The sequence below is a fragment of the Allobosea sp. GW823-FHT01F03 genome (assembly GCF_058798075.1).
Window position 1 is genome coordinate 1,610,810 of record NZ_CM179505.1, and the last position, 23,026, is coordinate 1,633,835.

Sequence of the window (23,026 nt, forward strand, 5' to 3'; positions counted from 1 at the left end):
TAATGTCCAGTGAAGCAAGTCTACGCTCATCAAGATAAATTACCTCATTTCTTTGGTGTAGATTGTGAATTTACCCCGCTATTCAGGTATCGATTCTGCGAAATGAATTGCCTGATCTAAAAAAATTTACTGCAATATATACAAATTAGATTGAAAGAATGTGTGGGGATTGCTCATGACTTACTTCATTGATAGGCGCGTTGATTTGATTCAGATCAACACGGCGGGCGGGGTGTCTGACTCCGGCGGGTCGACCCGGATACACGTTTAGGCTCGGCCGGCCCGATCGGGCGCGAGGCCGGTGGCGCGGAACAGCGGTGCCCATGCCTTGCCCTGGTCGTGACCCAGGTGACGAGCGGGCGCCATAGCGGTATCGGCGAGCCAGCGCATGCGGCCTTCCGGCAGGTCAAGGCGGCGAAGGGCCATGAGATCGTGACGATTCAGGCTGATCTCTCGCAGGCCGACCAGATGAGGAGTTCGATCAACGACGCGGCGGCAGCGCTCGGCGGCGTCGACATCCTCTGGGCTCATGCTGGCATTCCCGGCCCCGGCGGCATCGAGGACCTCGATCTTGTCGCCTATGATCAGGCCATCGCGCTCAACGTCACCTCCGCCGCACTCGCATCGGGAGAGGTCGTCGGTCACATGCGCAAGCGCGGCGGCGGCTCGATCTTCTTCACGGCCTCGGTCTCGGGCCTGGTCGGGTCGATGTTCAGTCCGATCTATTCGGCGGCGAAGTTCGCCGTCGTCGGACTGACCAAATCCCTCGCCCAGCGCTTCGCGCCGGACAATGTCCGCGTCAACGTCGTTTGCCCGGGGCTGGCCGATACGCCGATGAAGCTCGGCTTCACCGGGCGCTCGGGCGATCCGAAGCAGGCGGAGGAAAACCAGGCGCGGATGATGGCGGCGGTGCCGATGGGGCGGCTCTGCAAGGCCGAAGAAGCGGCCCATGCCGCGCTCTGGCTGGCCTCGGACGATGCGTCCTTCGTCACCGGCGTTGCCTTGCCCGTCGATGGCGGCTTCACTGCGCGCTGAACGGAGAACAGCCGCGCCATGCCGGGCCCGCTTCACGGTATCAAGGTCGTCGACCTGACCACGGTCATCGCTGGCCCTTATGCGACGCAGACCCTCGGCGACATGGGAGCCGAGATTCTGAAGGTCGAGCCGCCGGGCGGCGACATCATGCGCGCGCCCGGCCCGGCCAGATCACCGGGGATGGGAGCGGCCTTCCTCAACTGCAACCGCAACAAGCGCAGCATCACGCTCGACGTGAAGTGCGAACAGGACCTCGCCAAGCTGCGCGAGCTCATCGCGGAGGCCGACATCTTCGTCCACAATATGCGGATGGGCGCGGCACGCAGAAGCGGCCTCGATCCGGAGACGCTGCTCGCCCGCCACCCGCGCCTGATCTATTGCGCCATTGTCGGCTTCGGGCAGGACGGCCCTTATCGTGACCGGCCGGCCTATGACGATGTCATCCAGGCTGCCGCGGGCTGGGCCGCGCTCGCGGAACGTGCGGGCGAGGTGCCGCGTTATGCGCCCACCGTCGTCGCCGACAAGACCACCGCTCTTTTCGCCGTCGGCGCGATCAATGCGGCTCTCTATCACCGGGAGGTTTCGGGGGAAGGACAGGCGATCGAGGTTCCGATGTTCGAGGCGATGGTGTCGTTCCTCGCGATCGAACATCTCGGAGGCCGCAGCTTCGCGCCGCCGCTCGGCCCCAGCGGCTATTCGCGTGCCCTGTCGCCGCATCGGCGCCCCTACCGGACCGCGGACGGCTTCATTGCCGTCATGCCCTATACCGGCGCGCATTGGCGCGCCTTTTTTCGCGCCGCCGGGCGTGACGACTGGGTGGACGAGCCGGCGCTCGGTGAGGCGGCAGCCCGCGCCGCGATGATCGATACCCTCTATGAACGTCTCGCGGATTGCCTCACCGCACGCCGCACGGCGGAATGGGTCGCGATGCTGGAGGAGGCCGATGTGCCGTGCTCGACGATCAACAGCTTCGAGAACCTGCTCGACCACCCGCATCTGAAGGCGACCGGCTTCTTCGAGACCGTCGAGCATCCCAGCGAGGGACGGCTGGTCGGCACCAGGCCGCCGGTGCGCTTCAGCAAGACGCCCTGCTCGATCGACAAGCAGGCGCCTGGCCGCGATCCGGCGAATATCTGAGATGCGGCGCTGAAAGCTGAAATCGGGCCGGATCTCGCCCCGATGCGCTCCGCCCTGCCGCTTTCTCAGCCCAGCTGTTTAGTCCCTGCGTTTGATGGATCGGGTCCGGACCGTGCGGCTGGTCGTTTTCTCTGCCTGCTGCCTGCCTATCTCTGCCATCGGATCACCGCGCGAGCGCTGGTGATATCCGTCACAAGACCGGTCACGGTGTCGGCCTCGGCCTTCGGAACGGAGATCGTCAGAACTGCACCGGTATCCGTGAAGGCCTGATCGCAGAGCTGAACGCCCGGGATCACCGCAAGACGGGCCTGGACGAGCGCCAGATCGCCGAAGCCGCAGGCTATCGTGCCCGAGATGCTCTGGACGAGCATCGTCTTCTTCGCCTCCCGCAGGCACAGGGCCGCGGTTCCGCCATAGGCGCGGATCAATCCGCCGCCGCCCAGCAGGACGCCGCCGAACCAGCGCGTCACGACGACGGCGACACCATCGAGGGCTTGGCCATCGATCGCGGCGAGGATCGGCTTGCCCGCGGTTCCGCCGGGCTCGCCATCGTCATTGAACCGATAGCGCTGGCCGAGGCGCCAGGCCCAGCAATTGTGATTGGCGGCCGGATCGGCCTGCGCGGCGATGAAGTCCTTGGCCGCCGCCTCGTCGGCAACGGGGCCGGCGAGGGCCAGGAAGCGGCTCTTCTTGATCTCCTGTCGTGCGGTGGTGAGCTCGACGAGGGTCAGGCGCGTGATCATGCGCCGATCTATCATGGTGCCCCGTCATCACAAGCCCAGAGCAGCCGGGCGCACGGTCCGCGCGGCGAGGAGCGGTCATGGGAGGCGCTGCTTTGGCGGTCCTGGGGGGCCGCTCCCGGAAGCGTCCTCCGCGAGAAGGGCGCTGAAGGCCTGCGCGGCCCGGCTGAGATAGCGTTCCTTGTGCCGCAGCATGATGAAACGCCGGGCCGGAATATCCACTGCGACTTCGACGAGCGCACCCGAATGCAGGGCGTTGGCGACGACGAGCCGCGACATCAGGCTGGCGCCGGCGCCCGCCTCGACCGCGGCGCGCACAGCCTCGTTGGCGGGCAGTTCCAGTGCGATATCGAGCGCGGCGAGCGAGCCTCCGGCGTCGGCGAGCACGGTGTCCAGAAGTTGCCTCGTGCCCGAGCCGGGCTCCCGCAGGATCCAGGATGTCTGGTCGAAGGCCGATGCATCGATGTGGTCCCGCCTGGCCCAGGGATGCTCCGGCGCCACGACGATCGTCATCTCGTCCATCGCCACGACCTGACTCGCCAGATGGGGATCGTCGACCTCGCCTTCGACGAAGCCGATATCGGCGAGCCCGTCATGGATCGCGGCGGCGACCGTCTCGGTGTTGCCGATCACCAAGGACGTCTCGATGCCCGGATGCCGGGCGCGAAACGCTGCGAGCCGGCGCGGCAGCCAGTAATTGCCGATCGTCTGGCTCGCGGCGAGGGCCAGCCGGCCGCGCTTCAGCCCGGCGAGATCCGACAGGACCTGCTCGCCGGCCGTGGCGCGGGCGAGGATCGCGCGCGCTTCGACGAGGAACAGGGCGCCGGCATCGGTCAGCATGATCCGGCGCCCGACGCGGTCGAACAGCTTCACCGCATGGCGCTGTTCAAGCGCGGCGATGGCGGCGCTCGTTGCCGATTGGGTGAGGTTGAGCGCTGCGGCTGCGCGGGTGACGTGCTCGCGCTCGGCGACCGCTACGAAGATGCGAAGCTGCTCGAGGGTCATCGACTGCCAGCTGGTTCACAGAGCTGAGCGGCGAGCACGCGCGATTGTTGCTGCCGATCGATGCTGGACGGCGCCATTGGAGCACCCTTCTCGCCGAACGAGTTATTATGATCGATATTATCGATCATAATAACTCAATCAACCCGTTTGATTGATTGAAGGAGGCGAGGCAAAACTCGCCCCGTCAGATTCTCAGGTGCTCCAATGACTTTGCAGACCCAGGGCCAGGCCGGGCTGGCCGACCAGATCGCCGCCAAGGCAAGGCATTTCGGACCGGGCCTGCTGCTGTGTCTGGTCGTGTCGGGCGTGGCGCTGGCCGCCGAGCATGTCGAGGCCGGTTTCTTCGGGCGGGCCTGGCTCGAAGCGCTGGTTCTGGCGATCCTGATCGGCACCATGGTCAGGTCCCTCTGGCGTCCCGGTCGCCGCTGGCTCCCGGGCATCGCGCTCTCGGCGAAGACGCTGCTGGAGATCGCGGTCGTCTTGCTCGGTGCTTCGCTGAGCGCCGCGACGATCGCCGCAGCCGGCGCGCCGCTGCTGCTCGGGATCGCCGCGGTCGTCTTCGTGGCGATCGGCCTGAGCTATGGCATCGGCCGCCTGCTCGGCCTGCCGCAGCGCATGGCGATCCTCGTCGCCTGCGGCAACTCGATCTGCGGAAATTCAGCGATCGCGGCTGTCGCGCCGGTCATCGGGGCCGATGGCGACGATGTCGCGGCGTCGATCGCCTTCACGGCGGTGCTCGGGGTCGCGGTCGTCCTCGGCCTGCCGCTGCTGATCGCGCTGCTCGGCCTCAGCGTCCACCAGTTCGGCATCCTGGCGGGCCTGACGGTCTATGCCGTCCCTCAGGTCCTCGCGGCCACGGCGCCGGCCGGCCAGGCGGCGATCCAGCTCGGAACCCTGGTCAAGCTGGTGCGCGTGCTGATGCTCGGGCCCGTTGTGCTCGTGCTGTCGATGCTGTCGATCCGGCTGCGTGGACGGACAGACGCGCCTGCCGCCGGGCACCGGTTCGCCCCTCATCACATCGTGCCCTGGTTCATCGTCGGCTTCGTGGTGATGGCGGCGCTCCGCTCGGCCGGACTGATCCCGACGGTATTGCTGAGCCCGTTGGCCGGTCTGGCGAACCTGCTGACCATCATCTCAATGGCTGCGCTCGGGCTCGGCGTCGATCTTCGCTCCGTCGCCAAGGCCGGCCCTCGCGTCAGCGCCGCAGTCATCTTGTCGCTTCTCGCGCTCGGAGCGATCTCGCTCGGGCTGATCCATCTGCTCGCAGTGCCTTGAGAGCTGGCCCGGACGGGGAGGGGATATCCTCCCCGTCCGGGCTCGGTTTCAGCCCGGCAGCTCCCGTCACCGTCCGACGCGATAACAATGAGCAGATCGCCGTGATCGCGTCCGAACGGACGCGCGGCGATCTAGGGGCTTTCAGCTGCGGCTCGGCCGGCGATGGCGCCGAGCCAGAGCGAGACCGCCACCGCGCCGCCATCGGGCACGCCGAGGGCGCGATCGCCGAGATAGCTCGCGCGGCCGAGGCGGGGCTTCATCCCGGCTGTCGCCTCGGCGCCGCTCCGTGCCGCCTCGGCCGCCTGCGCCCAGGCTTCGGTTGCGGTGAGATCGCGCCGGACGGCGTCGGCCAGAGCATCGGCGGCAGGCAGCAGGGCGTCGAGCATGGTCCGGTCGCCGCCCCTGGCGCCGCCGAGCTCGGAAATGGCGGCGACGCCGGCCGCGAAGGCGGCGCTCCAGCTCTTCAGATCGCTCTGCGGTTCCCCGGCGAGCTGGCGCGCCGCACGCAGCAATCCGACGGCGTAGAACGGTCCGGAGCTGCCGCCGATCGCCCGCCGCAGGGCGCCTGCCAGCAAGGCCAGGACCGAGGCGGCGTCGGCCGAGCGGCTTGCTGCGCAGCTCGCGCGGATCGCATCCGCCGCCCGCTTCATGCTGATGCCGAGGTCGCCGTCGCCGGCGCCGGCGCGGCTGTCGAGTTCGGTGAGCTGCGTCTCGGCAGCTTCGAGAGCGGTTGCGGCGGCAAGGGCGGCGCGCCTGAGCGTTTCGCCGAGCGCGTCCGCCGAGACGACGGTCTCATTATCCGCGGCAGGCTCTCCGACCGAGACGATGCTCGCGCGCTGCGGCACGAGGCCGGGGCCGGCCCAGGCCGGAGCCTGGGTCGCCTGGTCGAGCAAAGCGAGGCGGGCATCGTCCAGCGCCATCACCGAGAGCGAGAAGCCCGGCATTTCGAGCGCGCTCAGCAGGGTGCCGGCCCAGGCCCGTCGCACGACCAGACCATGTTCGCGCAGTCGGGCGAGCGCGCGCCGGGCGACGACCGCGAGCTCCATCGTCGTGGTGCCGCCGAGATTGTTGACCAGCAGGGCGACGGGCGTGCCGGCGGGATAACCGCGATCGGCGAGGATCATGTCCAGCATCCGGTCGGTGATTGTGTCGGCCGATGCGATCTTCTGGCGGGCGATGCCGGGCTCGCCATGGATGCCGAGGCCGAGTTCGATCTCGTCCTCGCCGAGGCTGAAGCCCGGCGTGCCGGCGGCCGGGATCGTGCAGGCGCCGAGCGCGACGCCCATGGTGCCGGTCGCCGCCGCCGCTGCCCGGCCCGCCGCCGCGATCCTCTGCAGGTCCGCGCCGGCTTCGGCCAGCGCGCCGACGATCTTGTGGATCAGCACCGTGCCGGCAATGCCGCGCCGGCGCTCTTCCGGAACCGTGTCACGCAGGGCGACATCGTCGGCGACGACGACGATCTCGGTCGGGATGCCGCTGGCGCGCGCGAGTTCCGCCGCGAGCCCGAAATTCAGCCGGTCTCCGGTATAGTTCTTGACCACCAGAAGCGCGCCGGCCGGCCCCGCGACGGCCCGGATTGCGGCGAGGACCGCGTCGACGGAGGGCGAGGTGAAGACATCGCCGGAGACGGCCGCATGCAGCATGCCCGTGCCGACATAGCCGGCATGGGCGGGCTCATGGCCGGCACCGCCGCCAGAGATCACCGCGACCTTGCGCTGCGCCGCCTCCGGCGTGTCGCTGCGCAGCACGACGTCATGCTCCGCCAGCAGGGCGAGACCGGGATGAAGGGCAACGATCCCTTCCAGCATTTCGCGGACGACCTGGCGGGGATCGTTGATCAGCTTCTTCATGGCATCCTTCCAGAAGGCACGGCGCATTCTGCGGCACAGACTGGCGCATAGTTGAGCCCGGTCAACCCGGGAGGAGGCCCGGATGCCATGCGGCAGCGGCCGGGCGCCCTCAGGCGGGGTCTTAGTGGCGGCGCAATGCGTCCGAGAGGGTCTCGGCCAGGCGTCTCGTTTCAGGATCGAGCCGCGTTTCGCGCGCGGTCTGGCTCGCTTTGGCGCGCAGGCTGCCGGCATCGGTTCCGGCCGCTCTGCCGTTTCGGCAGAGGATCTTTCCCTCGACCATGGTCATGACGACGTCCCGGCCCGTCGCCCGCGCCAGCATGGCCTCGAGGACTTGCCCATCGGGGTCCAGATAGGCCCCCTCGGACGCCGCCAGATCGATCGCGACCAGATCGGCCTTGAGCCCTGCGCCGATGCGTCCCGTCCCGTCGAGAAAGGCGGCGTCGGCGCCTCGCTCCGTGGCGGTGGCGAGGAAAGCGCGCAGCTGTTCGGCCGGCGCCGCCGCGGCCGATCGCCCGAGCAGCCGCCCGAGCCGCAGCTCCGAGAGATAATCCTCATTGTCGTCGAGCGCGCAGTTATCGGTGCCCAGCGCGAAGCCGATACCGGCCTCCATCAGGGCCGCGACCGGCGGGGCGCCGTTGCCGAGGCGCAGATTCGAGCCGGGATTGACGACGATCCCCAGGCCAAGGCGTGCCGCATCGGCGATGTCCTCCGCCGTCGCCTGGACGAAATGCGCTGCGCTGGCGCGAGTCTCGAAGAGGCCGAGTGCTGCGAGCCGCACCAGCACCCGTTCCGGATAGAGCGTGCGGCAGCAGGTGGCCTGCGCCGGCGATTCAAGGAGGTGGAAATGCATGCCGACGCCGCGCGCGCCGGCGTCGGCGGTGAGAGCCCGCCAGGCTGCGTCGCTGACCCATTGCGGCCCGGCCGGCCCATAGGCGAAGCCCAGCCGCGGATGGCCGGCGTATTCGGCGCAAAGACGCGCCATCAGGCCGATCGTCTCGTCGAGCGGCAGGTAGCCTGGCCTGCCGGCACCGAGCAGCGCCTGTACATCGGCGGGCAGCGTCGCCAGGAAGGCGCTTTCGTCGGCCGGAGGGTAGACGAGGCCGCCGCGGTCGGCATAGCCGACGCAGATCGTGGCGCGCATGCCACTGTCGTCATAGGCTCGGATCGCGGCGCGCAGCTCCGCCTCATAGTCCCCCGAACCATAGGAGTAATTGGCGTGCAGCGTTGCGGTCACGCCGTTCTCGATCATCTGCAGGGCGGCGAGCCGGGTCAGCGCGTAGACATCGGGCGCGGCCCGTCCTCGCCGCCGGGCGATCCATGGCTCCAGCGCATCGTCGGGGAAGCCGAGCTGGATCTGGCTCAGGCCGCGGCCATGCTGATGCGCGTTGATCAGCCCCGGCATCAGGCAGGCATGGCCGAGCGAGACGATCTCGGCGCCCTGATGGGCGGCCCGCAATTCGCCGGCGGCGCCGCAGGCGGCGATGAGCCCGTCACGAACCAGGACCGCCCCGCCCGCGATCACGGGCGAGGCGGCATCCCGCAGGAGATAATCCGCCTCGAGAAGCAGCACGTCAGAACAGCTTCTGCGGCAGCCAGAGCGCCATTTGCGGCCAGAGGACCAGCAGCGCCGTGAAGCCGAGCATCAGCAGCACGAAGGGGAGCGCGCCATAGATCACATCCATGATCGAGCCCTGGTTCCTTACGCCCTGCACGACATAGAGGTTCATGCCGATCGGCGGCGTGATCAGCCCGATCTCCATCATCAGCACCAGGAAAATGCCGAACCACACCGGGTCGATGCCGAGATGCACGACCAGCGGGAAGACCACCGGAATGGTCGCGATCATCATGGAGAGCGTCTCCATGAAGCAGCCGAGGATCAGGTAGAAGATCACCAGGATCAGGATGATCTCGAGCTGGGTGGCACCGAACTGCGAGACGAACGAGGTCAGGGCCTGCGGGATGCCGAGCACGCCGATCACGAAGTTCAGGAAATGCGCCCCGACCATGATCAGCAGGATCATCGCGGAGATGCGCACCGTCGCGATCATGCTCTCATGCAGCAGCGCGAGCGAGAATTGCCGCTTCGCGATGGCGACGCCGAGCGCGCCGACGACGCCGATCGCGGCCGATTCCGTCGGGGTCGCCCAGCCGAGATAGATCGACCCCATGACGATGACGAAGATCACGAAGGGCGGGAAGATGTCGAGCAGGCTCTTGATCTTCTCGGCGCGCGGCCGGGCGGGCAGGACCGGCCCGGCGAGGCTCGGCTTCAGCAGGGCCATGACCACGATCAGGGCCATGAACAGCGCGGTCAGGATGAGGCCGGGAACGATGCCCGCCGCGAAGAGCTGGCCGATCGAGGTGTTCGTCATCGAGCCATAGATGATCATGTTGATCGATGGCGGGATCAGGATGCCGAGCGTCGCACCGGCCGCGATGGAGCCGGTGGTGAGGCGGTCGTCATATTGGCGCTCGTGCAGGAGCGGCACGGCGACGGTCCCGATCGTCGCGGCGGTCGCGACCGACGAGCCGGAGACCGCGGCGAACACCGCGCTCGCGCCGATATTGGTATGGAGCAGCCCGCCCGGTAGGCGCCGCAGCCAATCGGACAGGCAGCGATAGAGCCCGTCCGCGACGCCGGAGCGGACGAGGATCTCGCCCAGGAACACGAAGAGCGGAATGGCGGTCAGGATGAAGTCGTTCTGCCCGCTCCACATCTGGTTGCCGAAGCCCATCAGGGTCGGCCAGCCGAGGAAGCCCCAGGCCCCGATGAAGGCGGTCAGGAACAGCGCGATCGCCACGGGCAGCCCGATCATCATCAGGCCGAGCATCATCACGAAGCCGATCGCGGCGCCGGTTACCCCGATCATCGGCCCTGCACCTTCATTTCGAGGGTCGGCACGGTTTCCTCCTCGATGATCTCGTCGAGTGTCTTGACGCCGTAGAAGCGGTTCAGCCCCGATCGGTCGCGTGCCATCAGCCAGCTCGCATGCAGGGCGACGGCGGCGGAGGTGACGGCGAAGAACAGCAGGCCCGCGAACCAGAGGGTCTGCGGCTGCCATAACGGCGTCATCAGCGGGGTTCCGGACAGAGCGCGGTACTCGATGCTCTCGCTCAGCGCGGCATAGGCGCGCCAGGCCATGAAGCAGGCCATCACGGTGACGCACCAGGCCGAGATCAGGTTGAGGATGGAACGCGCACCGGTGCCGACGCGCTCGAGGAGAATCTCGACGCGCGTATGCGAGCGCTCCAGCAAGGCGTAGGAGAAGCCGAAGGCCGCGAGAATCGCCAGCACATAGCCGCCGAACTCGTCCCCGCCCTGCAGCGAGAAGTTCATGAAGCGCCGCAGCAGGATTTCGGTGGTGACGAGCAGCGCGAGGCCGAGCAGCAGATAGCCGGCGATCAGCGACAGCGCCCTGGCGGCGGGCAGCAGAGCGCGCGCGACCGGGTTTGCCTGGGTCATGACCATGTTCCCTGAAAAGAAGGGCCACCCCGGAGGGTGGCCCTGTTGGTTACTGGATGGTCAGGCCGACTGCGGCGCCCGCGGTCTCGCTCCATTTGGCCGAGCAGGTGGCGTCGACCGCATTGCAGGTCTTCTTCCAGATCGGCAGCACGACCTTCTCCGCGACATCCTTGATCGCGGCGCGGTCGGCCGCGCTGATCTCGACGAGCTTCATCGAGAACTTCTTGTGCGACTTGCAGCCGGCCTGCCCGGTGCTGCAGGCCGTGGCGTCGTCATTGGCGGTGATGGCGAGGTTCCAGAGCTGGTCCTCGAGTGCCTTGAACTGCGCGGAGAGCTTCGCCTGCTGCTCGGGGGTGAACTTCTTCCAGGTGTCGAGATTGATGAAATGTCCCTGGACCGAGCCGGATACCGAAAGCGGCAGGAGATGGGTCGTCACCTCCGGCCAGTTGCCGGTATTGCCCGAGGTCGGCGAGGTGACGCCGCAGGAAGCGACCCCGCGCTGGAGCGCCGGATAGACCTCGGAGAACTGCAGGGTGACCGGCGTGGCACCGAAATGCTCGAGCATGGCCGACATCGACGGCGTGAACGAGCGCACCTTCAGGCCCTTCAGATCCTGCAGGGACTTGATGTCGTGGTTGCAGTAGAAGACCTGCGGCCCGAACGGCCACAGCGTCAGCACCTTGGCGTTGAAGCGCGCCTGCAGGCGCGCATCGAAGGCGGCACGATAGGCGTCGACGACCTTTCGCAGGCTCGCCATGTCGGTGGCGACGCCGATCAGATCGACGCCTTCGAAGAAGGGATCGTCACGCGAGGCCATGCCGATCTGCACCGACATGACGTCGAAGGAGCCGCCGCGCAGCATGCGCAGGGCGTCCGGCGCCTTCACCCCGACGACATCCATCGGATTGTAGTTCATGGCGATCGGCACGCCCGCCTTGGCGCCGAGCGCATCGAAGAACGCCCGCTCGATTTCGACCTGCTTGACGTTCTGCGAGAAATTGCCGGCGACCCGAAGCGGTGTCTGAGCCGATGCGGAAACGACGCCGGCCACCATGGCCGCCGCGAAAGCCAAGCGCGGAAATAGATTCCTCATATCTGCCGTCCCCTTTTGCATTTTGCATTCAGAATGAGCATTGATCGTCAAAAAGGCGCTCTCGCCGAGACAATGCACATTTCAGGCCAGGCCGGTTCCCCAGGCGCACTCGCATCTGGTGAAGATGTGGAGCGCTCTTGCGGTTTTGAGCAGCCTATCGCGAAAAATGGCTCGTACAATAAAAAAATCGGCTCAGCGCGCACTTGCCAGCGATGTCGGATTCGCGACATACAGAGGTTTGAAATCTGGCGACCAGCCTATCGCCCTCCGGCTCTGTGAGTGATTTCTGAATGCAATATGACGTTAAGCCGACCGTGATCGGCATGCTCACCCCGTCCTCCAACACGGTGCTCGAGCCTTATACGGCAGCCATGGCCTGGCCGCTTTTTCCGGCGGTGAGCGTGCATTTCAGCCGCTTCCGGGTGACGAAGATCGCGCTCGACGCGGCGTCCAACAGCCAGTTCTCGCTCGAGCCGATCCTTCAGGCGGCAGATCTGCTCGCCGATGCCCGCCCCGATGTCATCGCCTGGAACGGCACCTCGGCGAGCTGGCTCGGCTTCGACAGCGATGAGAGGCTCTGCGCCGCCATCGCAGAACGGACCGGCGTGCGCGCCACCAGCGCGATCCTCAGCCTCAACCATCTGCTCAAGGCGATGGGTGTCAGGCGGCTCGGGCTGGTCACGCCCTATACGGGCGATGTGCAGCAGAAGATCATCGCCAATTATGCCGCGCTCGGCATCGAGACGGTCGCCGAGCGGCACAGCGGCAGGTCCGACAATTTTTCCTTCGCGGAAGTCGTCGAGGCCGAGATCGCCAGCATGTGCCGCGAGGTCGCCGCCAGTGCGCCGGATGCGATCGCCATCGTCTGCACCAATATGCGCGGCCCGCTGATCGCCCCGCAGCTCGAGCGGGAACTCGGTATCCCGGTCCTGGATTCCGTCGCCTTCACCTTGTGGGGCTGTCTCGATGCCACGGGCGCCGATATGCAGCCGCTGCGCAAGCTCGGTCGGATGTTCGGGCATCGAACACTGGCCGCGCCGGTTGTCGCGTGAGGCAGGCCTTGCCGGTGCCACCCACCTTTCCTGAGCCGGAAGCTGCGCCGATGGCGATGCCCCCGACCCTGCACGAGGCCCTGATCGCGCAATTGCGCACGCTGCTGCTCAATGGCGAGCTGGCCGACGGCAGCCGGATTCCCGAGGCCAAGCTGTGCGAGCGCTTCGGGGTATCGCGCACGCCCTTGCGCGAGGCGCTCAAGGTCATGGCTGCGGAAGGCTTCGTCACCTTGCGGCCGAACCGCGGGGCCGTGGTCGCGCCGATCGACCCCGGCGAGGTCGGCCCGCTCGTCGAGTTCAAGGGCGCGCTGGAGCGGCTGATCGGCCTGCTCGCCCCGGAGCGCGCGAGCGATGCCGACATCGCCGAACTCGAGCGCCTGCATCTTGCCCTGAAGGACGCCCTGATGCGGGACGAGCATGCGAGCTACACGCATCTCAATTTCGCCTTCCACCAGAAGCTGGCGCAGACGACGCAGAACCCGGTTCTGGTGCAGAGCTACGAGGCGCTGCAGCAGAAGATCTGGCGCTATCGCTTCACCATCAACGAGCTCTCCGAGCGGCTGGCGCAATCCTACCAGGAACATGAGCGGATCATGATCGCCCTGCGCGCCCGCGCCCGGCTCGACCTCGCCGAGCGGCTCGAGGAGCATAACCGCCTGACCGGCGAGGCCATGTCCCGGGCGCTCGCAGCGGTCGCCAGGCCGGGCAAGGCGCCGAGCGCCCGCAGACGGAGGAAGTCGGCATGAGGACGTTCGACACAATCATCCGCGGCGGGCGCATTTCGACCGCCTCCGACACGTTTCACTGCGATATCGGCATCAGGCATGGCAGGATCGCCGCGCTGGGCGAGGATCTCGGCGCGGCCGAGCGCGTCATCGACGTGCAGGGGAAATGGGTTCTGCCCGGCGGCATAGACAGCCATGTCCATATCTCGCAGCCCTCAGGCGAGGGCATCCGGATGGCCGATGATTTCGAGAGCGCGACGCGCTCGGCGGCACTTGGCGGCAACACCACCGTCCTGCCCTTCTGCCTGCAGGAAAGCGGGGTTCCGCTGCGCCAGAGCGTGCAGGCCTATCACGCCATGGCCGAAGGCGCCTGCTATACCGACATCTCCTTCCATCTGATCATCTCGGACCCGACCGAGCAGGTTCTCGGCCAGGAGCTGCCGGCGCTGGTCGGCGACGGCTACACCTCGTTCAAGGTCTTCATGACCTATGAGGGCCTCGCCCTGAGCGATCTGGAGCTGCTGAAGGTGATGGCGGTGGCGCGCGAGACGCGCGCACTCGTCATGGTCCATGCCGAGAATTACGACGTCATCCGCTTTCTGACCGAGCAGCTCGAGCAGGCGGGCAGGACGGCGCCACGCTTCCACGCCACCTCCCGCCCGGTCATCGCCGAGCGCGAGGCGACCTATCGCGCGATCTCGCTGGCGGAGCTGTCCGACGTCCCCCTGATGGTGGTGCATGTCTCCAACCGCGAGGCGATGGAGGAGATCCGCCGGGCCCAGCAGAAGGGCCTGAAGATCTTCGGCGAGACCTGCCCGCAATATCTGACCCTGACCGAGCAAGATCTAGACGGTCTCAACATGGAAGGGGCGAAATATGTCTGCTCGCCGCCGCCCCGCGATGCGGCTAGCCAGGAAGCCTGCTGGGAAGGGTTGCAGCAGGGCGTGTTCTCGGTGTTCTCCTCCGATCACTGCCCGTTCCGCTATGACGATCCGCAGGGCAAGCTCGCACCGAAAGGGCGCACCAGTTTCCGTTGGGTTCCCAACGGCATTCCCGGCGTCGGCGCGCGCCTGCCGATCCTGTTTTCCGAAGGGGTGATCGCAGGGCGGATCGATATCAACCGCTTCGTCGCCCTGACCGCGACCAACCATGCCAGGACCTATGGGCTCTATCCGCGCAAGGGTACGATCGCAGTCGGTGCCGACGCCGACATCGCGATCTGGGATCCGCAGATCGAGCAGGTGCTGACACATGCCATGCTGGACGACGGCTCCGACTACACGCCCTATGAAGGCATGAAGATCACCGGCTGGCCGGTCATCACCCTGGTCCGCGGCGAGATCGTCGCCCGCAACGGCAGGATCGAGGCCCGAAAGGGCCACGGAACCTACCTCAAGCGAGAGATCAGCCAGTTCGCCTGAGCCGGGAAAACCCGGCCGGCGCGACGGGCTTCGGAATTCGAGGCGGGCTGCTCAGCCCCGCATGCTGCCCGTCTCGATGAAGCGCTGGTGCCAGGACAGGGCTTCGGCCGGCAGGCAAGGCGATTGCAGACCGTAGGATCCGGCCTGGGCCCGGCGGTAATAATCCTCCAGTGCCGGCCGGTAGTCCGGATGCGCGCAGTTGGCGATGATCGTGCGGGCGCGCTGCTTCGGGCTGAGGCCGCGCAGATCGGCGAGGCCCTGCTCGGTGACGATGACCTGCACGTCCTGCGTGATGTGGTCGACATGGCTGGCCTGCGGCACGATCGCCGAGATCGTGCCGCCCTTGGCGGTCGAGGGCGTCATGAAGATCGAGATATAGGCGTTGCGCGCGAAGTCGCCCGAGCCGCCTATGCCGTTCTGGATGCGCGAGCCCATGACATGGGTCGAGTTGACGTTGCCGTAGATGTCGGCCTCGATCAGCCCGTTCATGGCGATGCAGCCGAGCCTGCGTATCAGCTCGGGATGATTGCTGATCTCCTGTGGTCGCAGGATCATGTGGTTGCGGTAGCGCGCCATCCCGGCATTGATCTTCTCGGCCGCCTGCGGGCTGACCGAGAAGGCGGTGGCCGAGGCGAGCGTCAGCTTGCCCGCATCGATCAGGTCGATCATCCCGTCCTGAATGACCTCCGTATAGGAGGTCAGGTTCTCGAACGGCGCGTCCAGCAGGCCCGAGAGCACGGCGTTGGCGATGTTGCCGACGCCCGATTGCAGCGGCAGCAGCGAGGCGGGCAGGCGGCCTTTCGCCACCTCATGGCTGAGGAAAGCGATGAGATGGCCGGCGATGGCCTTGGCCGCCGCATCCGGCGGCGAGAAGGGCAGGTTGCGGTCCGGCGCCTCGGTCTCGACGATCGCCGCGATCTTGGCGGGGTCGCAGCGCAGATAGGGTTCGCCGATACGGTCCTGCGGCTTCACGAGCGGGATCGGCACGCGGTGCGGCGGCAGGGCCGTGCCGTAATAGATGTCGTGCATGCCTTCGAGCGCGGTGCTCTGCCAGCGATTGACCTCGAGGATCACCTTGTCGGCGCGGTCGAGCCAGGTCTTGTTGTTGCCGACGGAGGAGGACGGAATGAGCGAGCCGTCCTCGCGGATGCCGGTGACCTCTACGACCGCCACGTCGAGCGGGCCGAGAAAACCCTGCCAGGCCATTGGCGCGACCTGCGAGAGGTGCATGTCGAAATAGTCCATCTGCCCGCTGTTGATCTTCTCGCGGGCGATGGGGTCGGAATTATAGGGCAGGCGGAATTCGATGCCGTCGACCTTGGCGAGGGCGCCGTCGAGCTCCGGGCCGGTCGAGGCACCGGTCCATATCCTGACGCGGAACGGATCGCCCGCCGCATGGGCCGCCTCGATGCGCGCCGCCAGGGCCAGCGGCACCGCCTTCGGATAGCCCGAACCGGTGAAGCCGCTCAATCCCACGGTCATGCCGCTCTTGACGAGCGCTGCTGCATCCTGTGCGCCCATTACCTTCGCGCGCAGTGCCGCATTCGCAATTCTCGACATCTCGAAATCCGTTTCTGATCGATCCGGTTCAGGCGAGCCGGAGGCTGCTCCGGTCAAATTCGTGGTTGAGAGAGCTCCACGGGGCTGAACCGGTCGCGGCCAGGGCAGTGTCCCCGCAGCCGCTTCCTGGTTCTTCCACGCCGAGACGGGGGCCAAGGTCAAGCCGTGCTTTGGTCGCAGCGGGCGCGGGCGGTGCTTCAGGGACGCCCCGGTCTGTGCGGCGGTGCCTGATCCGCGGCAGGATCTGGTGTGTGAACAGGCGTGAACATCGCCGCAATTCTAGCGATCCGATTGAACCGGATTTGACGCGCTTCGGGCATTTTGCGTGCACGTTCATCTGTTGGGGAAACCATGAAAAGCTGTTCGGTCATGATGCTCGCCTTGGCGGCGTTCTGCGGTGTCGAGGCGGGCGATGCGCGCTCTGCTTCAAATGAGGCCGAAACTGCCATTCTCACGGCCACGCCGGGGCGCGACGATCCTGCCAAAGCCGGCCTCGTGCTTTCAGCCACCCGATCTGTCGCGGATGACGAGCTCTTCGACTTCGAGACATTGGGCCATCTGGCCGCCTCCCACGGTCCCTACGACCATAATGGGAGCCTGATGAAGATGGCGTTCGAGCACGGCCTCATCGTCTACGAGGAGCCGAAGGCCTCCCTGAACGGCCTCGCCCGGAAGGGGACGGTCCTGTTCCGCGGACAGCCCTTCAAGGAAGGTGGCAAGCTTTCGGGCACCGCCTATGCGTTCAAGCAGGGTTGCCCGCCCGCACCCTACCAGGTGACGGGCGGATATTCGAAGGATCGCGCGACGGTGACGCTGCGTGGGGCGGGGCCGGTCCGGGAGGGCTGCAGGGTCGTCGGGCTCTCCTCGAAGAGCCCCCATTCGGTCCTGGTCTTCAGGAGCCTGATGAGCGATTGAGCCGGCATCGGGCGCCGATCGTTCGGCCGCCGCGACGCCATTTCGACGGACGGGAGCGGGTGGGGATCGGCGCCGGAAACATGGCACAGCCTGCCCGCCGTATCCGCGTCTGCCGCCTGCCAAAACGGGCGGGCATCGCGAAGCGCGGTTGCGGCGAGGCCACAAAAACCGTTCGGTCGCTATGCGGTCATGTCAGGTCCGCTTTCCCGCTCCGGCGTTCCTCACAGCTCCGCTCCGTGACAAGGAGGGGCGATCGCGTCCCCCGAGCTGGCGGCGCGCCGAGAGATCAGGGAGGGCTATCGTGAGAGAAACCGGCGCAACCGCGCTGTCCTATGGCGCGGGGCTGGCCGACGCGGCTTCGATCCGCGATCTGCGCACCCTGTCGCAGCGCCGCCTTCCGAAGGCGGTCTTCGACTATATCGACGGCGGGGCCGAGGACGAGACGGCGCTGCGCGACAATGAGGACGGCTTCCTCGGCTGGCATCTCGTGCATCGCATCGCCGTCAATGTCGCGGAACGCTCGGCGAAGGTCGAGCTGCTGGGGCGCGAGCAGGCGCTGCCGCTGGTCTTCTCGCCCACCGGCCTGACCGGATTCTACCACCCCAATGGCGAGATCCTCGCCGCGCGGGCCGCCGGCCGCATGGGTATCCCCTACACGTTGTCGACCATGTCGGTGGCCTCGATCGAGGAGGTCGCGAAGGGCGCGCCCGAGACCGATCTCTGGTTCCAGCTCTATGGCCTGCGCGACCGCGACTGGATGCACGGTCTGGTGCACAGGGCGCAGGAGGCGGGCTATCGCGTGCTCTGCGTCACGCTCGACCTGCCGGTCTCCGGGCGGCGCGAGCGCGACGTCCACAACCGCTTCACCATGCCGCTGCGGCCGAGCCTCGCCAATGTGCTCGATCTGGCCCTGCATCCCTCCTGGTCGCTCGGCGTGCTGCGCTCGCCGCCGCGCTTCGGCAATTTCGAGGATGCCGGGACGACCGGCTTCACCAATATCGCCCAGCGCATTGCCGGCTCCTTCGACGCGTCCCTGCACTGGGGCGATGTGCAGAAGCTGCGCGATCTCTGGCGCGGCCCGATGGTGATCAAGGGCGTGATGCATCCGGAGGATGCAGCGAAGGCGGTGGAGATCGGCTGCGAAGCGCTGATGGTCTCGAACCATGGCGGACGCCAGCTCGACCATTCGCCCGCTCCGGTCACGATGCTGCCCGAGATCGCGCGGGCGGTCGGACGCCGGGCGCAGCTCATCGTCGATGGCGGCGTGCGGCGCGGGACGGACATACTGAAGGCGGTCGGCCTCGGTGCCACCGCCTGCAGCATCGGCCGCCCCTTCCTCTGGGGGCTGACGGCCGGCGGCCAGGAAGGCGCGGAGAAGGCGATCGCGCTGCTGCGCCACGAGCTCGACGTGGCGATGATCCTGCTCGGCGTGGCGCGGCTCTCAGCCGTGACGCCGGATCATCTGCGTCCGGCCCAGCGGCGCACCCGCACCTGACGAAATGCTTGTCGGCCGGGCCCCGAAGGGCCCGGCCGGATTGGTCTCAGCCTTCGGCCCAGCGCTGCTGCAGGGCAGTGACGGACATGTAGTCATAGGCGAAGTCGGAGATCGCCCAATAGCGCAGGCTATCCTGCTGATACGCCCAGAGATGGTCGTAGATCTTCTTGAAGTTCGGGTTGGCGGCCGACATCTCGGCGTAGAGATCCTTGGTGATCTTGTAGCTCGCCTTGAGGATGTCGTTGGGCAGCTGCCGCAGCTGGGCGCCGCCGGCGACCAGCCGCTTGAGCGCAGCCGGGTTCAGCACGTCGTATTTCGCCTGCATGTCATGGCCGGTCGCCTCGGCGCAGACCTTCAGCGCCTTCTGATAGGCCGGCGGCAGGCTGTTCCACTTCTCCAGGTTGATGAAGAAGCTGAGCTCGGCCGAGCCGTCCCAGAAGCCAGGATAATAGTAATAGGGCGCGACCTTGGCGAAGCCGAGCTTCTCGTCGTCATAGGGGCCGACGAACTCCACCGCATCGAGCACGCCGCGCTCGAGCGCGGGATAGATGTCGCCGGCGCCGAGCTGCTGCGGCACCACGCCCATCTTCTGCAGCACATTGCCGCCGAGCCCGCCGATGCGCATCTTCAGGCCCTGGAGGTCGGCGGCCGACTTGATCTCCTTGCGGAACCAGCCGCCCATCTGCGCGCCGGTGTTGCCGGCCGGCAGGTTGTAGATGTTGAACTTGGCATAGAACTCGTTGAGCAGCTCCAGGCCGCCGGCATGGTAGAGCCAGGCCTGCATCTGGCGGCTGTTCGGGCCCCAGGGGATCACGGTTCCGAAGGCGAAGGCGGTGTCCTTGCCGATATAGAAATAGGAGCCGGAATGGCCCATCTCGACGGTACCGGTCGTCACGGCATCGGCGACCTGCAGCGCCGGCACGATCTCGCCGGTGGCGAAGACCTGGATCTTGAACTTTCCGTCGGTGACCGCAGCGACCGCTTCGGAGAAATGGGTACAGGCTCCGAACAGGGTCTCCAGCGACTTCGGATAGCTCGAAGCCAGGCGCCAGGTGATCGTCGGCTGGCTCTGTGCGATCGCCGGGCTGGCAATACCGGCGGCCACGCCGAGGCCGGCACCCTTCAGGAATGAGCGGCGTTTCATCAGTAACGTTTCCTCTGGAACAGCAGTTTTGTAGGCCACCGGTATCGGCTTGGGCGCGACCATGTCAGCGCCCTCCACCGGTGGCAAGCCGGACGGTCAACCCCGTAATTAGGCGAAGCAGGCGAAAGGCGAAGCTTTTGGTCCCGGGAGGCCGGTTTTCTGGAATAAACCACAGGGCGTTGGGCTTTTGCCGGCCTGCCGGCGCGCACCGAATTTTTGTTGCAGACGATGTCCGGGTGGCGCGCGAAGGCCGGCGGGATGATGGAGCCGCGCATTCGCTCCATCAGGGCATCCGTCCGGGATGATTGATTCTGCCGATGCGACGCGCCCGCCGATCCCGGAAACGCCCCCAGGAGCTTGCCGCTCCGGGCGCGCAGGCCTTAGTCGAGCGCCGTGACGCGTAGGCGCAGCGCGTTGCCGATCACGCTGACCGAGGACAATGCCATCGCCGCTGCCGCGATGATCGGCGAGAGCAGGATGCCGAAGAACGGGTAGAGCAGGCCCGCGGCGACGGGGACGCCGGCGGCGTTGTAGACGAAGGCGAAGAACAGGTTCTGTCGGATATTGCTCATCGTCGCGCGGCTGAGCTGGAGCCCGCGCACGATGCCCTGCAGGTCGCCCTTGACCAGGGTGACACCGGCGCTCTCGATCGCGACATCGGTTCCGGTGCCCATGGCGATGCCGACATCGGCGGCAGCGAGGGCAGGAGCGTCGTTGACGCCGTCGCCGGCCATCGCGACGACCCGTCCCTGGGCGCGCAGCTTGTCGACCACGGCGCTCTTTTCCTCGGGCAGCACCTCGGCCTCGACCTCGTCGATGCCGAGCTGGCGCGCCACGGCCTGCGCCGTCGTGCGGTTGTCGCCGGTCAGCATGACGACGCGAATGCCGGCGTCGCGGAGCGACCGGATCGCCGCCGGCGTCGTCTTCTTGATCGGATCGGCGATCGCCAAGAGGCCGGCGAGCTTGCCGTCGATGGCGACGAAGATCACCGTGCCGCCTTCGCCGCGCAGGGTCTCGGCCTCGGCGGACAACGCGGAAAAGTCGATGCCGAGCTCGCCCATGATCCGGTGGCTGCCGATGACCAGCGCGCGGCCTTCGACGCTGCCGGTCACGCCCTTGCCGACCGGGCTGTCGAAATCCCGGGCTTCGGCGAGGGCGAGGCCGCGCTCCTTGGCGGCTTCGACGATCGCGGTCGCGAGCGGATGCTCGCTGGCGCGCTCGAGCGAGGCGGAAAGGCGCAGCAGCTCGTTCTGGTCGATGCCGCCGGCCGTCCGCATGGCGATCAGCCGGGGCTGGCCCTCGGTCAGCGTCCCGGTCTTGTCGACGACCAGCGTGTCGACTTTCTCGAAGCGTTCGAGCGCCTCGGCATTCTTGATCAGCACGCCGAGGCCGGCGCCGCGCCCGACCCCGACCATGATCGACATCGGCGTCGCCAGGCCGAGCGCGCAGGGGCAGGCGATGATCAGCACCGCGACCGCGGCGATGAGGGCGTGGGCGAGGCGCGGTTCCGGGCCGAACATCATCCAGGCGGCGAAGGCCGCGATGGCAATGACGATGACGAGGGGGACGAACCAACCGGAGACCTGATCGGCCAGCCGCTGGATCGGCGCGCGCGAGCGCTGCGCGTCGGCGACCATTTTGACGATCCGGGCGAGCATGGTGTCGCTGCCGACCTTGCCGGCGCGCATGATGAAGCCGCCGGTGCGGTTGAGCGTGCCGCCGATCAGCGCGGCGCCAACCTCCTTGGTGACCGGCATGGATTCGCCTGTGACCATGGATTCGTCGAGCGAGCTGCGGCCCTCGACGAGCTCGCCATCGACCGGCACGGTCTCGCCGGGGCGCACACGCAAGCGGTCGCCGACATGGACGGATTCGAGCGGGATATCCTCATCCTCACCATCCTCGCGCACGCGGCGCGCCGTCTTCGGCACGAGGTCGAGCAAGGCGCGGATCGCGCCGCCGGTCTGCTCACGGGCCCTGAGTTCGAGGACCTGACCGAGCAGCACCAGCACGGTGATGACGGCGGCGGCCTCGAAATAGACGGCGACCGAGCCGTCGGCGGCGCGCAATGTCGACGGGAAGATGCCGGGGGCGATGGTCGCGATCACGCTGTAGATCCAGGCGACACCCGTGCCCATGGCGATCAGCGTGAACATGTTCAGGCTGCGATTGACGAGGGATGCGAAGGCGCGCTCGAAGAAGGGCCAGCCCGCCCAGAGTACGACCGGCGTCGCCAGGACGAGTTGCAGCCAGTTGGAGTTCTGCGGCGCGATCAGCTGGTGCAGGCCGAGGAGATGGCCGCCCATTTCGAGGACGAAGACCGGCAGGGTCAGGACGAGGCCGACCCAGAAGCGCCGGGTCATGTCGACGAGCTCGTGGCTCGGCCCCTGATCGGCAGTCGGCATCTCCGGCTCGAGCGCCATGCCGCAGATCGGGCAGCTGCCCGGGGCGGGCTGGCGGATCTGCGGATGCATCGGGCAGGTATAGATCGTGCCCTCGGGCGCGGGCGCTGCGGCGGGCTTCGGCGTCGTGCCCTCGGCATAGGCGGCCGGCTTGGCCTCGAACTTGCCGCGGCAGCCATCGGAGCAGAAGAAATAGCGCTTGCCGGCATGGGAGGCGCTGTGCTTCGCCGTGGCGGGATCGACGGTCATGCCGCAGACCGGGTCCTTGACGCTGTCCGGCGCGGGCGCGCCATGGCCGTGATGGTGACCATGCTCGTGATGTTCGTGGTGCTGGTGATCAGCCATCGTGCCTTCTCTCTTTCCCCGCGCCGTGATGCGAAGCCGGCGGGATCTGCCCGCCGGTCTCTCTCTCGGGTCAGCGCGTCAGCTGTGCGCTGGGGGTGTAGCCGGCAGCGGTCACGATCGCGCTCAGCGCTGCGAAATCGGCGCCGCCGCGGACGCTGACCAGCTTGGAGGCGGGGTCGGCGTCGACGCTGGTTCCCGGCAGCTTGCTCTCGATGGCGGTCTTGATGGTGCCGGCGCAATGGCCGCAGGTCATGTCCTCGACCCGGAAGCTGACGGCGCCTTCGGCCGGCGCCGCGGCGGTCGCGGCGGCTTGGGAATGTTGCTGGCAGGAGCACATGGTTCGCTGTCCTCGGTTGACGATGACAG

The 23,026-nt window shown here is 67.2% G+C and carries 19 protein-coding genes; 8 read left to right on the forward strand and 11 right to left on the reverse strand.

The genetic code is table 11. The annotated features are described in order from the left end of the window. Positions 1-339 precede the first annotated feature (339 nt). Together AC3RCC_RS07520 and AC3RCC_RS07525 are read left to right on the forward strand one after the other, a co-directional pair. Complete coding sequence (locus AC3RCC_RS07520) at positions 340-1,035, forward strand: SDR family NAD(P)-dependent oxidoreductase (protein WP_492258056.1); 696 nt, start codon at positions 340-342, stop codon at positions 1,033-1,035. A gap of 18 nt (positions 1,036-1,053) precedes the next feature. Continuing rightward, positions 1,054-2,172 carry a CaiB/BaiF CoA transferase family protein gene (locus AC3RCC_RS07525; RefSeq protein WP_492258057.1) on the forward strand — a complete coding sequence of 373 codons (1,119 nt, stop codon included), beginning with the start codon at positions 1,054-1,056 and terminating at the stop codon, positions 2,170-2,172. Between the two features lie 146 nt (positions 2,173-2,318). Here AC3RCC_RS07525 and AC3RCC_RS07530 read toward each other — a convergent pair whose 3' ends face one another. Next, positions 2,319-2,915, reverse strand: coding sequence for an IMPACT family protein (locus AC3RCC_RS07530; protein ID WP_291634546.1), 597 nt, complete (start codon positions 2,913-2,915; stop codon positions 2,319-2,321). Between the two features lie 75 nt (positions 2,916-2,990). Continuing rightward, on the reverse strand, positions 2,991-3,917 hold the full coding sequence (locus tag AC3RCC_RS07535; RefSeq protein WP_492258058.1) for a LysR family transcriptional regulator: 927 nt from the start codon (positions 3,915-3,917) through the stop codon (positions 2,991-2,993). A gap of 204 nt (positions 3,918-4,121) precedes the next feature. On the opposite strand from AC3RCC_RS07535, the gene AC3RCC_RS07540 reads away from it, so the two are divergent. Next, entirely contained in the window at positions 4,122-5,192 is a 1,071-nt protein-coding gene (locus AC3RCC_RS07540) for a YeiH family protein (RefSeq protein WP_492258059.1), read from the forward strand. A 131-nt stretch (positions 5,193-5,323) separates the two neighbouring features. On the opposite strand, the gene AC3RCC_RS07545 is transcribed toward AC3RCC_RS07540, so the two are convergent. From AC3RCC_RS07545 to AC3RCC_RS07565, 5 genes are all read right to left on the reverse strand, one after another. After that, a complete protein-coding gene (locus AC3RCC_RS07545; RefSeq protein WP_492258060.1) occupies positions 5,324-7,042 on the reverse strand; it encodes a dihydroxyacetone kinase family protein in 1,719 nt (572 codons plus the stop codon). Positions 7,043-7,163: 121 nt separating this feature from the next. Continuing rightward, positions 7,164-8,612 (reverse strand): amidohydrolase family protein, encoded by a 1,449-nt coding sequence (locus AC3RCC_RS07550; protein WP_492258061.1) that lies wholly within the window; start codon positions 8,610-8,612, stop codon positions 7,164-7,166. Between the two features lies 1 nt (position 8,613). Next, entirely contained in the window at positions 8,614-9,915 is a 1,302-nt protein-coding gene (locus AC3RCC_RS07555; protein ID WP_291634556.1) for a TRAP transporter large permease, read from the reverse strand. Continuing rightward, complete coding sequence (locus tag AC3RCC_RS07560) at positions 9,912-10,508, reverse strand: TRAP transporter small permease subunit (RefSeq protein WP_492258062.1); 597 nt, start codon at positions 10,506-10,508, stop codon at positions 9,912-9,914. Before AC3RCC_RS07560 ends, AC3RCC_RS07555 begins: the two co-directional genes overlap by 4 nt. 49 nt (positions 10,509-10,557) lie before the next feature. Next, positions 10,558-11,580 (reverse strand): TRAP transporter substrate-binding protein, encoded by a 1,023-nt coding sequence (locus AC3RCC_RS07565; RefSeq protein WP_291634560.1) that lies wholly within the window; start codon positions 11,578-11,580, stop codon positions 10,558-10,560. Between the two features lie 311 nt (positions 11,581-11,891). Between AC3RCC_RS07565 and AC3RCC_RS07570 the strand changes: the two genes are divergently transcribed. The 3 genes from AC3RCC_RS07570 to hydA are packed head-to-tail and all read left to right on the forward strand — an operon-like array spanning position 11,892 to position 14,799. Then, positions 11,892-12,653, forward strand: a complete 762-nt coding sequence (locus AC3RCC_RS07570) for a maleate cis-trans isomerase family protein (protein ID WP_492258063.1) — start codon at positions 11,892-11,894, stop codon at positions 12,651-12,653. Between the two features lie 50 nt (positions 12,654-12,703). Next, positions 12,704-13,399 (forward strand): GntR family transcriptional regulator, encoded by a 696-nt coding sequence (locus AC3RCC_RS07575; RefSeq protein WP_492258064.1) that lies wholly within the window; start codon positions 12,704-12,706, stop codon positions 13,397-13,399. After that, on the forward strand, positions 13,396-14,799 hold the full coding sequence (gene hydA, locus AC3RCC_RS07580; RefSeq protein WP_492258065.1) for a dihydropyrimidinase: 1,404 nt from the start codon (positions 13,396-13,398) through the stop codon (positions 14,797-14,799). Before AC3RCC_RS07575 ends, hydA begins: the two co-directional genes overlap by 4 nt. 51 nt (positions 14,800-14,850) lie before the next feature. Here hydA and scpC read toward each other — a convergent pair whose 3' ends face one another. Continuing rightward, a complete protein-coding gene (scpC, locus tag AC3RCC_RS07585; protein ID WP_291634568.1) occupies positions 14,851-16,359 on the reverse strand; it encodes a succinyl-CoA:acetate CoA-transferase ScpC in 1,509 nt (502 codons plus the stop codon). 372 nt (positions 16,360-16,731) lie between these two features. Between scpC and AC3RCC_RS07590 the strand changes: the two genes are divergently transcribed. Continuing rightward, positions 16,732-17,274, forward strand: a complete 543-nt coding sequence (locus tag AC3RCC_RS07590) for a hypothetical protein (RefSeq protein WP_492258066.1) — start codon at positions 16,732-16,734, stop codon at positions 17,272-17,274. A gap of 301 nt (positions 17,275-17,575) precedes the next feature. Next, positions 17,576-18,769, forward strand: coding sequence for an alpha-hydroxy acid oxidase (locus tag AC3RCC_RS07595; protein WP_291634573.1), 1,194 nt, complete (start codon positions 17,576-17,578; stop codon positions 18,767-18,769). Positions 18,770-18,815: 46 nt separating this feature from the next. Here AC3RCC_RS07595 and AC3RCC_RS07600 read toward each other — a convergent pair whose 3' ends face one another. The 3 genes from AC3RCC_RS07600 to AC3RCC_RS07610 form a co-directional block, all read right to left on the reverse strand. Further along, the gene (locus AC3RCC_RS07600; protein WP_492258067.1) at positions 18,816-19,913 is read right to left on the reverse strand and encodes a TRAP transporter substrate-binding protein; all 1,098 of its coding nucleotides are present in this window, start codon (positions 19,911-19,913) and stop codon (positions 18,816-18,818) included. Positions 19,914-20,293: 380 nt separating this feature from the next. Next, the gene (locus AC3RCC_RS07605) at positions 20,294-22,660 is read right to left on the reverse strand and encodes a heavy metal translocating P-type ATPase (protein ID WP_492258068.1); all 2,367 of its coding nucleotides are present in this window, start codon (positions 22,658-22,660) and stop codon (positions 20,294-20,296) included. A 70-nt stretch (positions 22,661-22,730) separates the two neighbouring features. Next, a complete protein-coding gene (locus AC3RCC_RS07610; protein ID WP_291634579.1) occupies positions 22,731-22,997 on the reverse strand; it encodes a heavy-metal-associated domain-containing protein in 267 nt (88 codons plus the stop codon). Between the last annotated feature and the right edge of the window lie 29 nt (positions 22,998-23,026).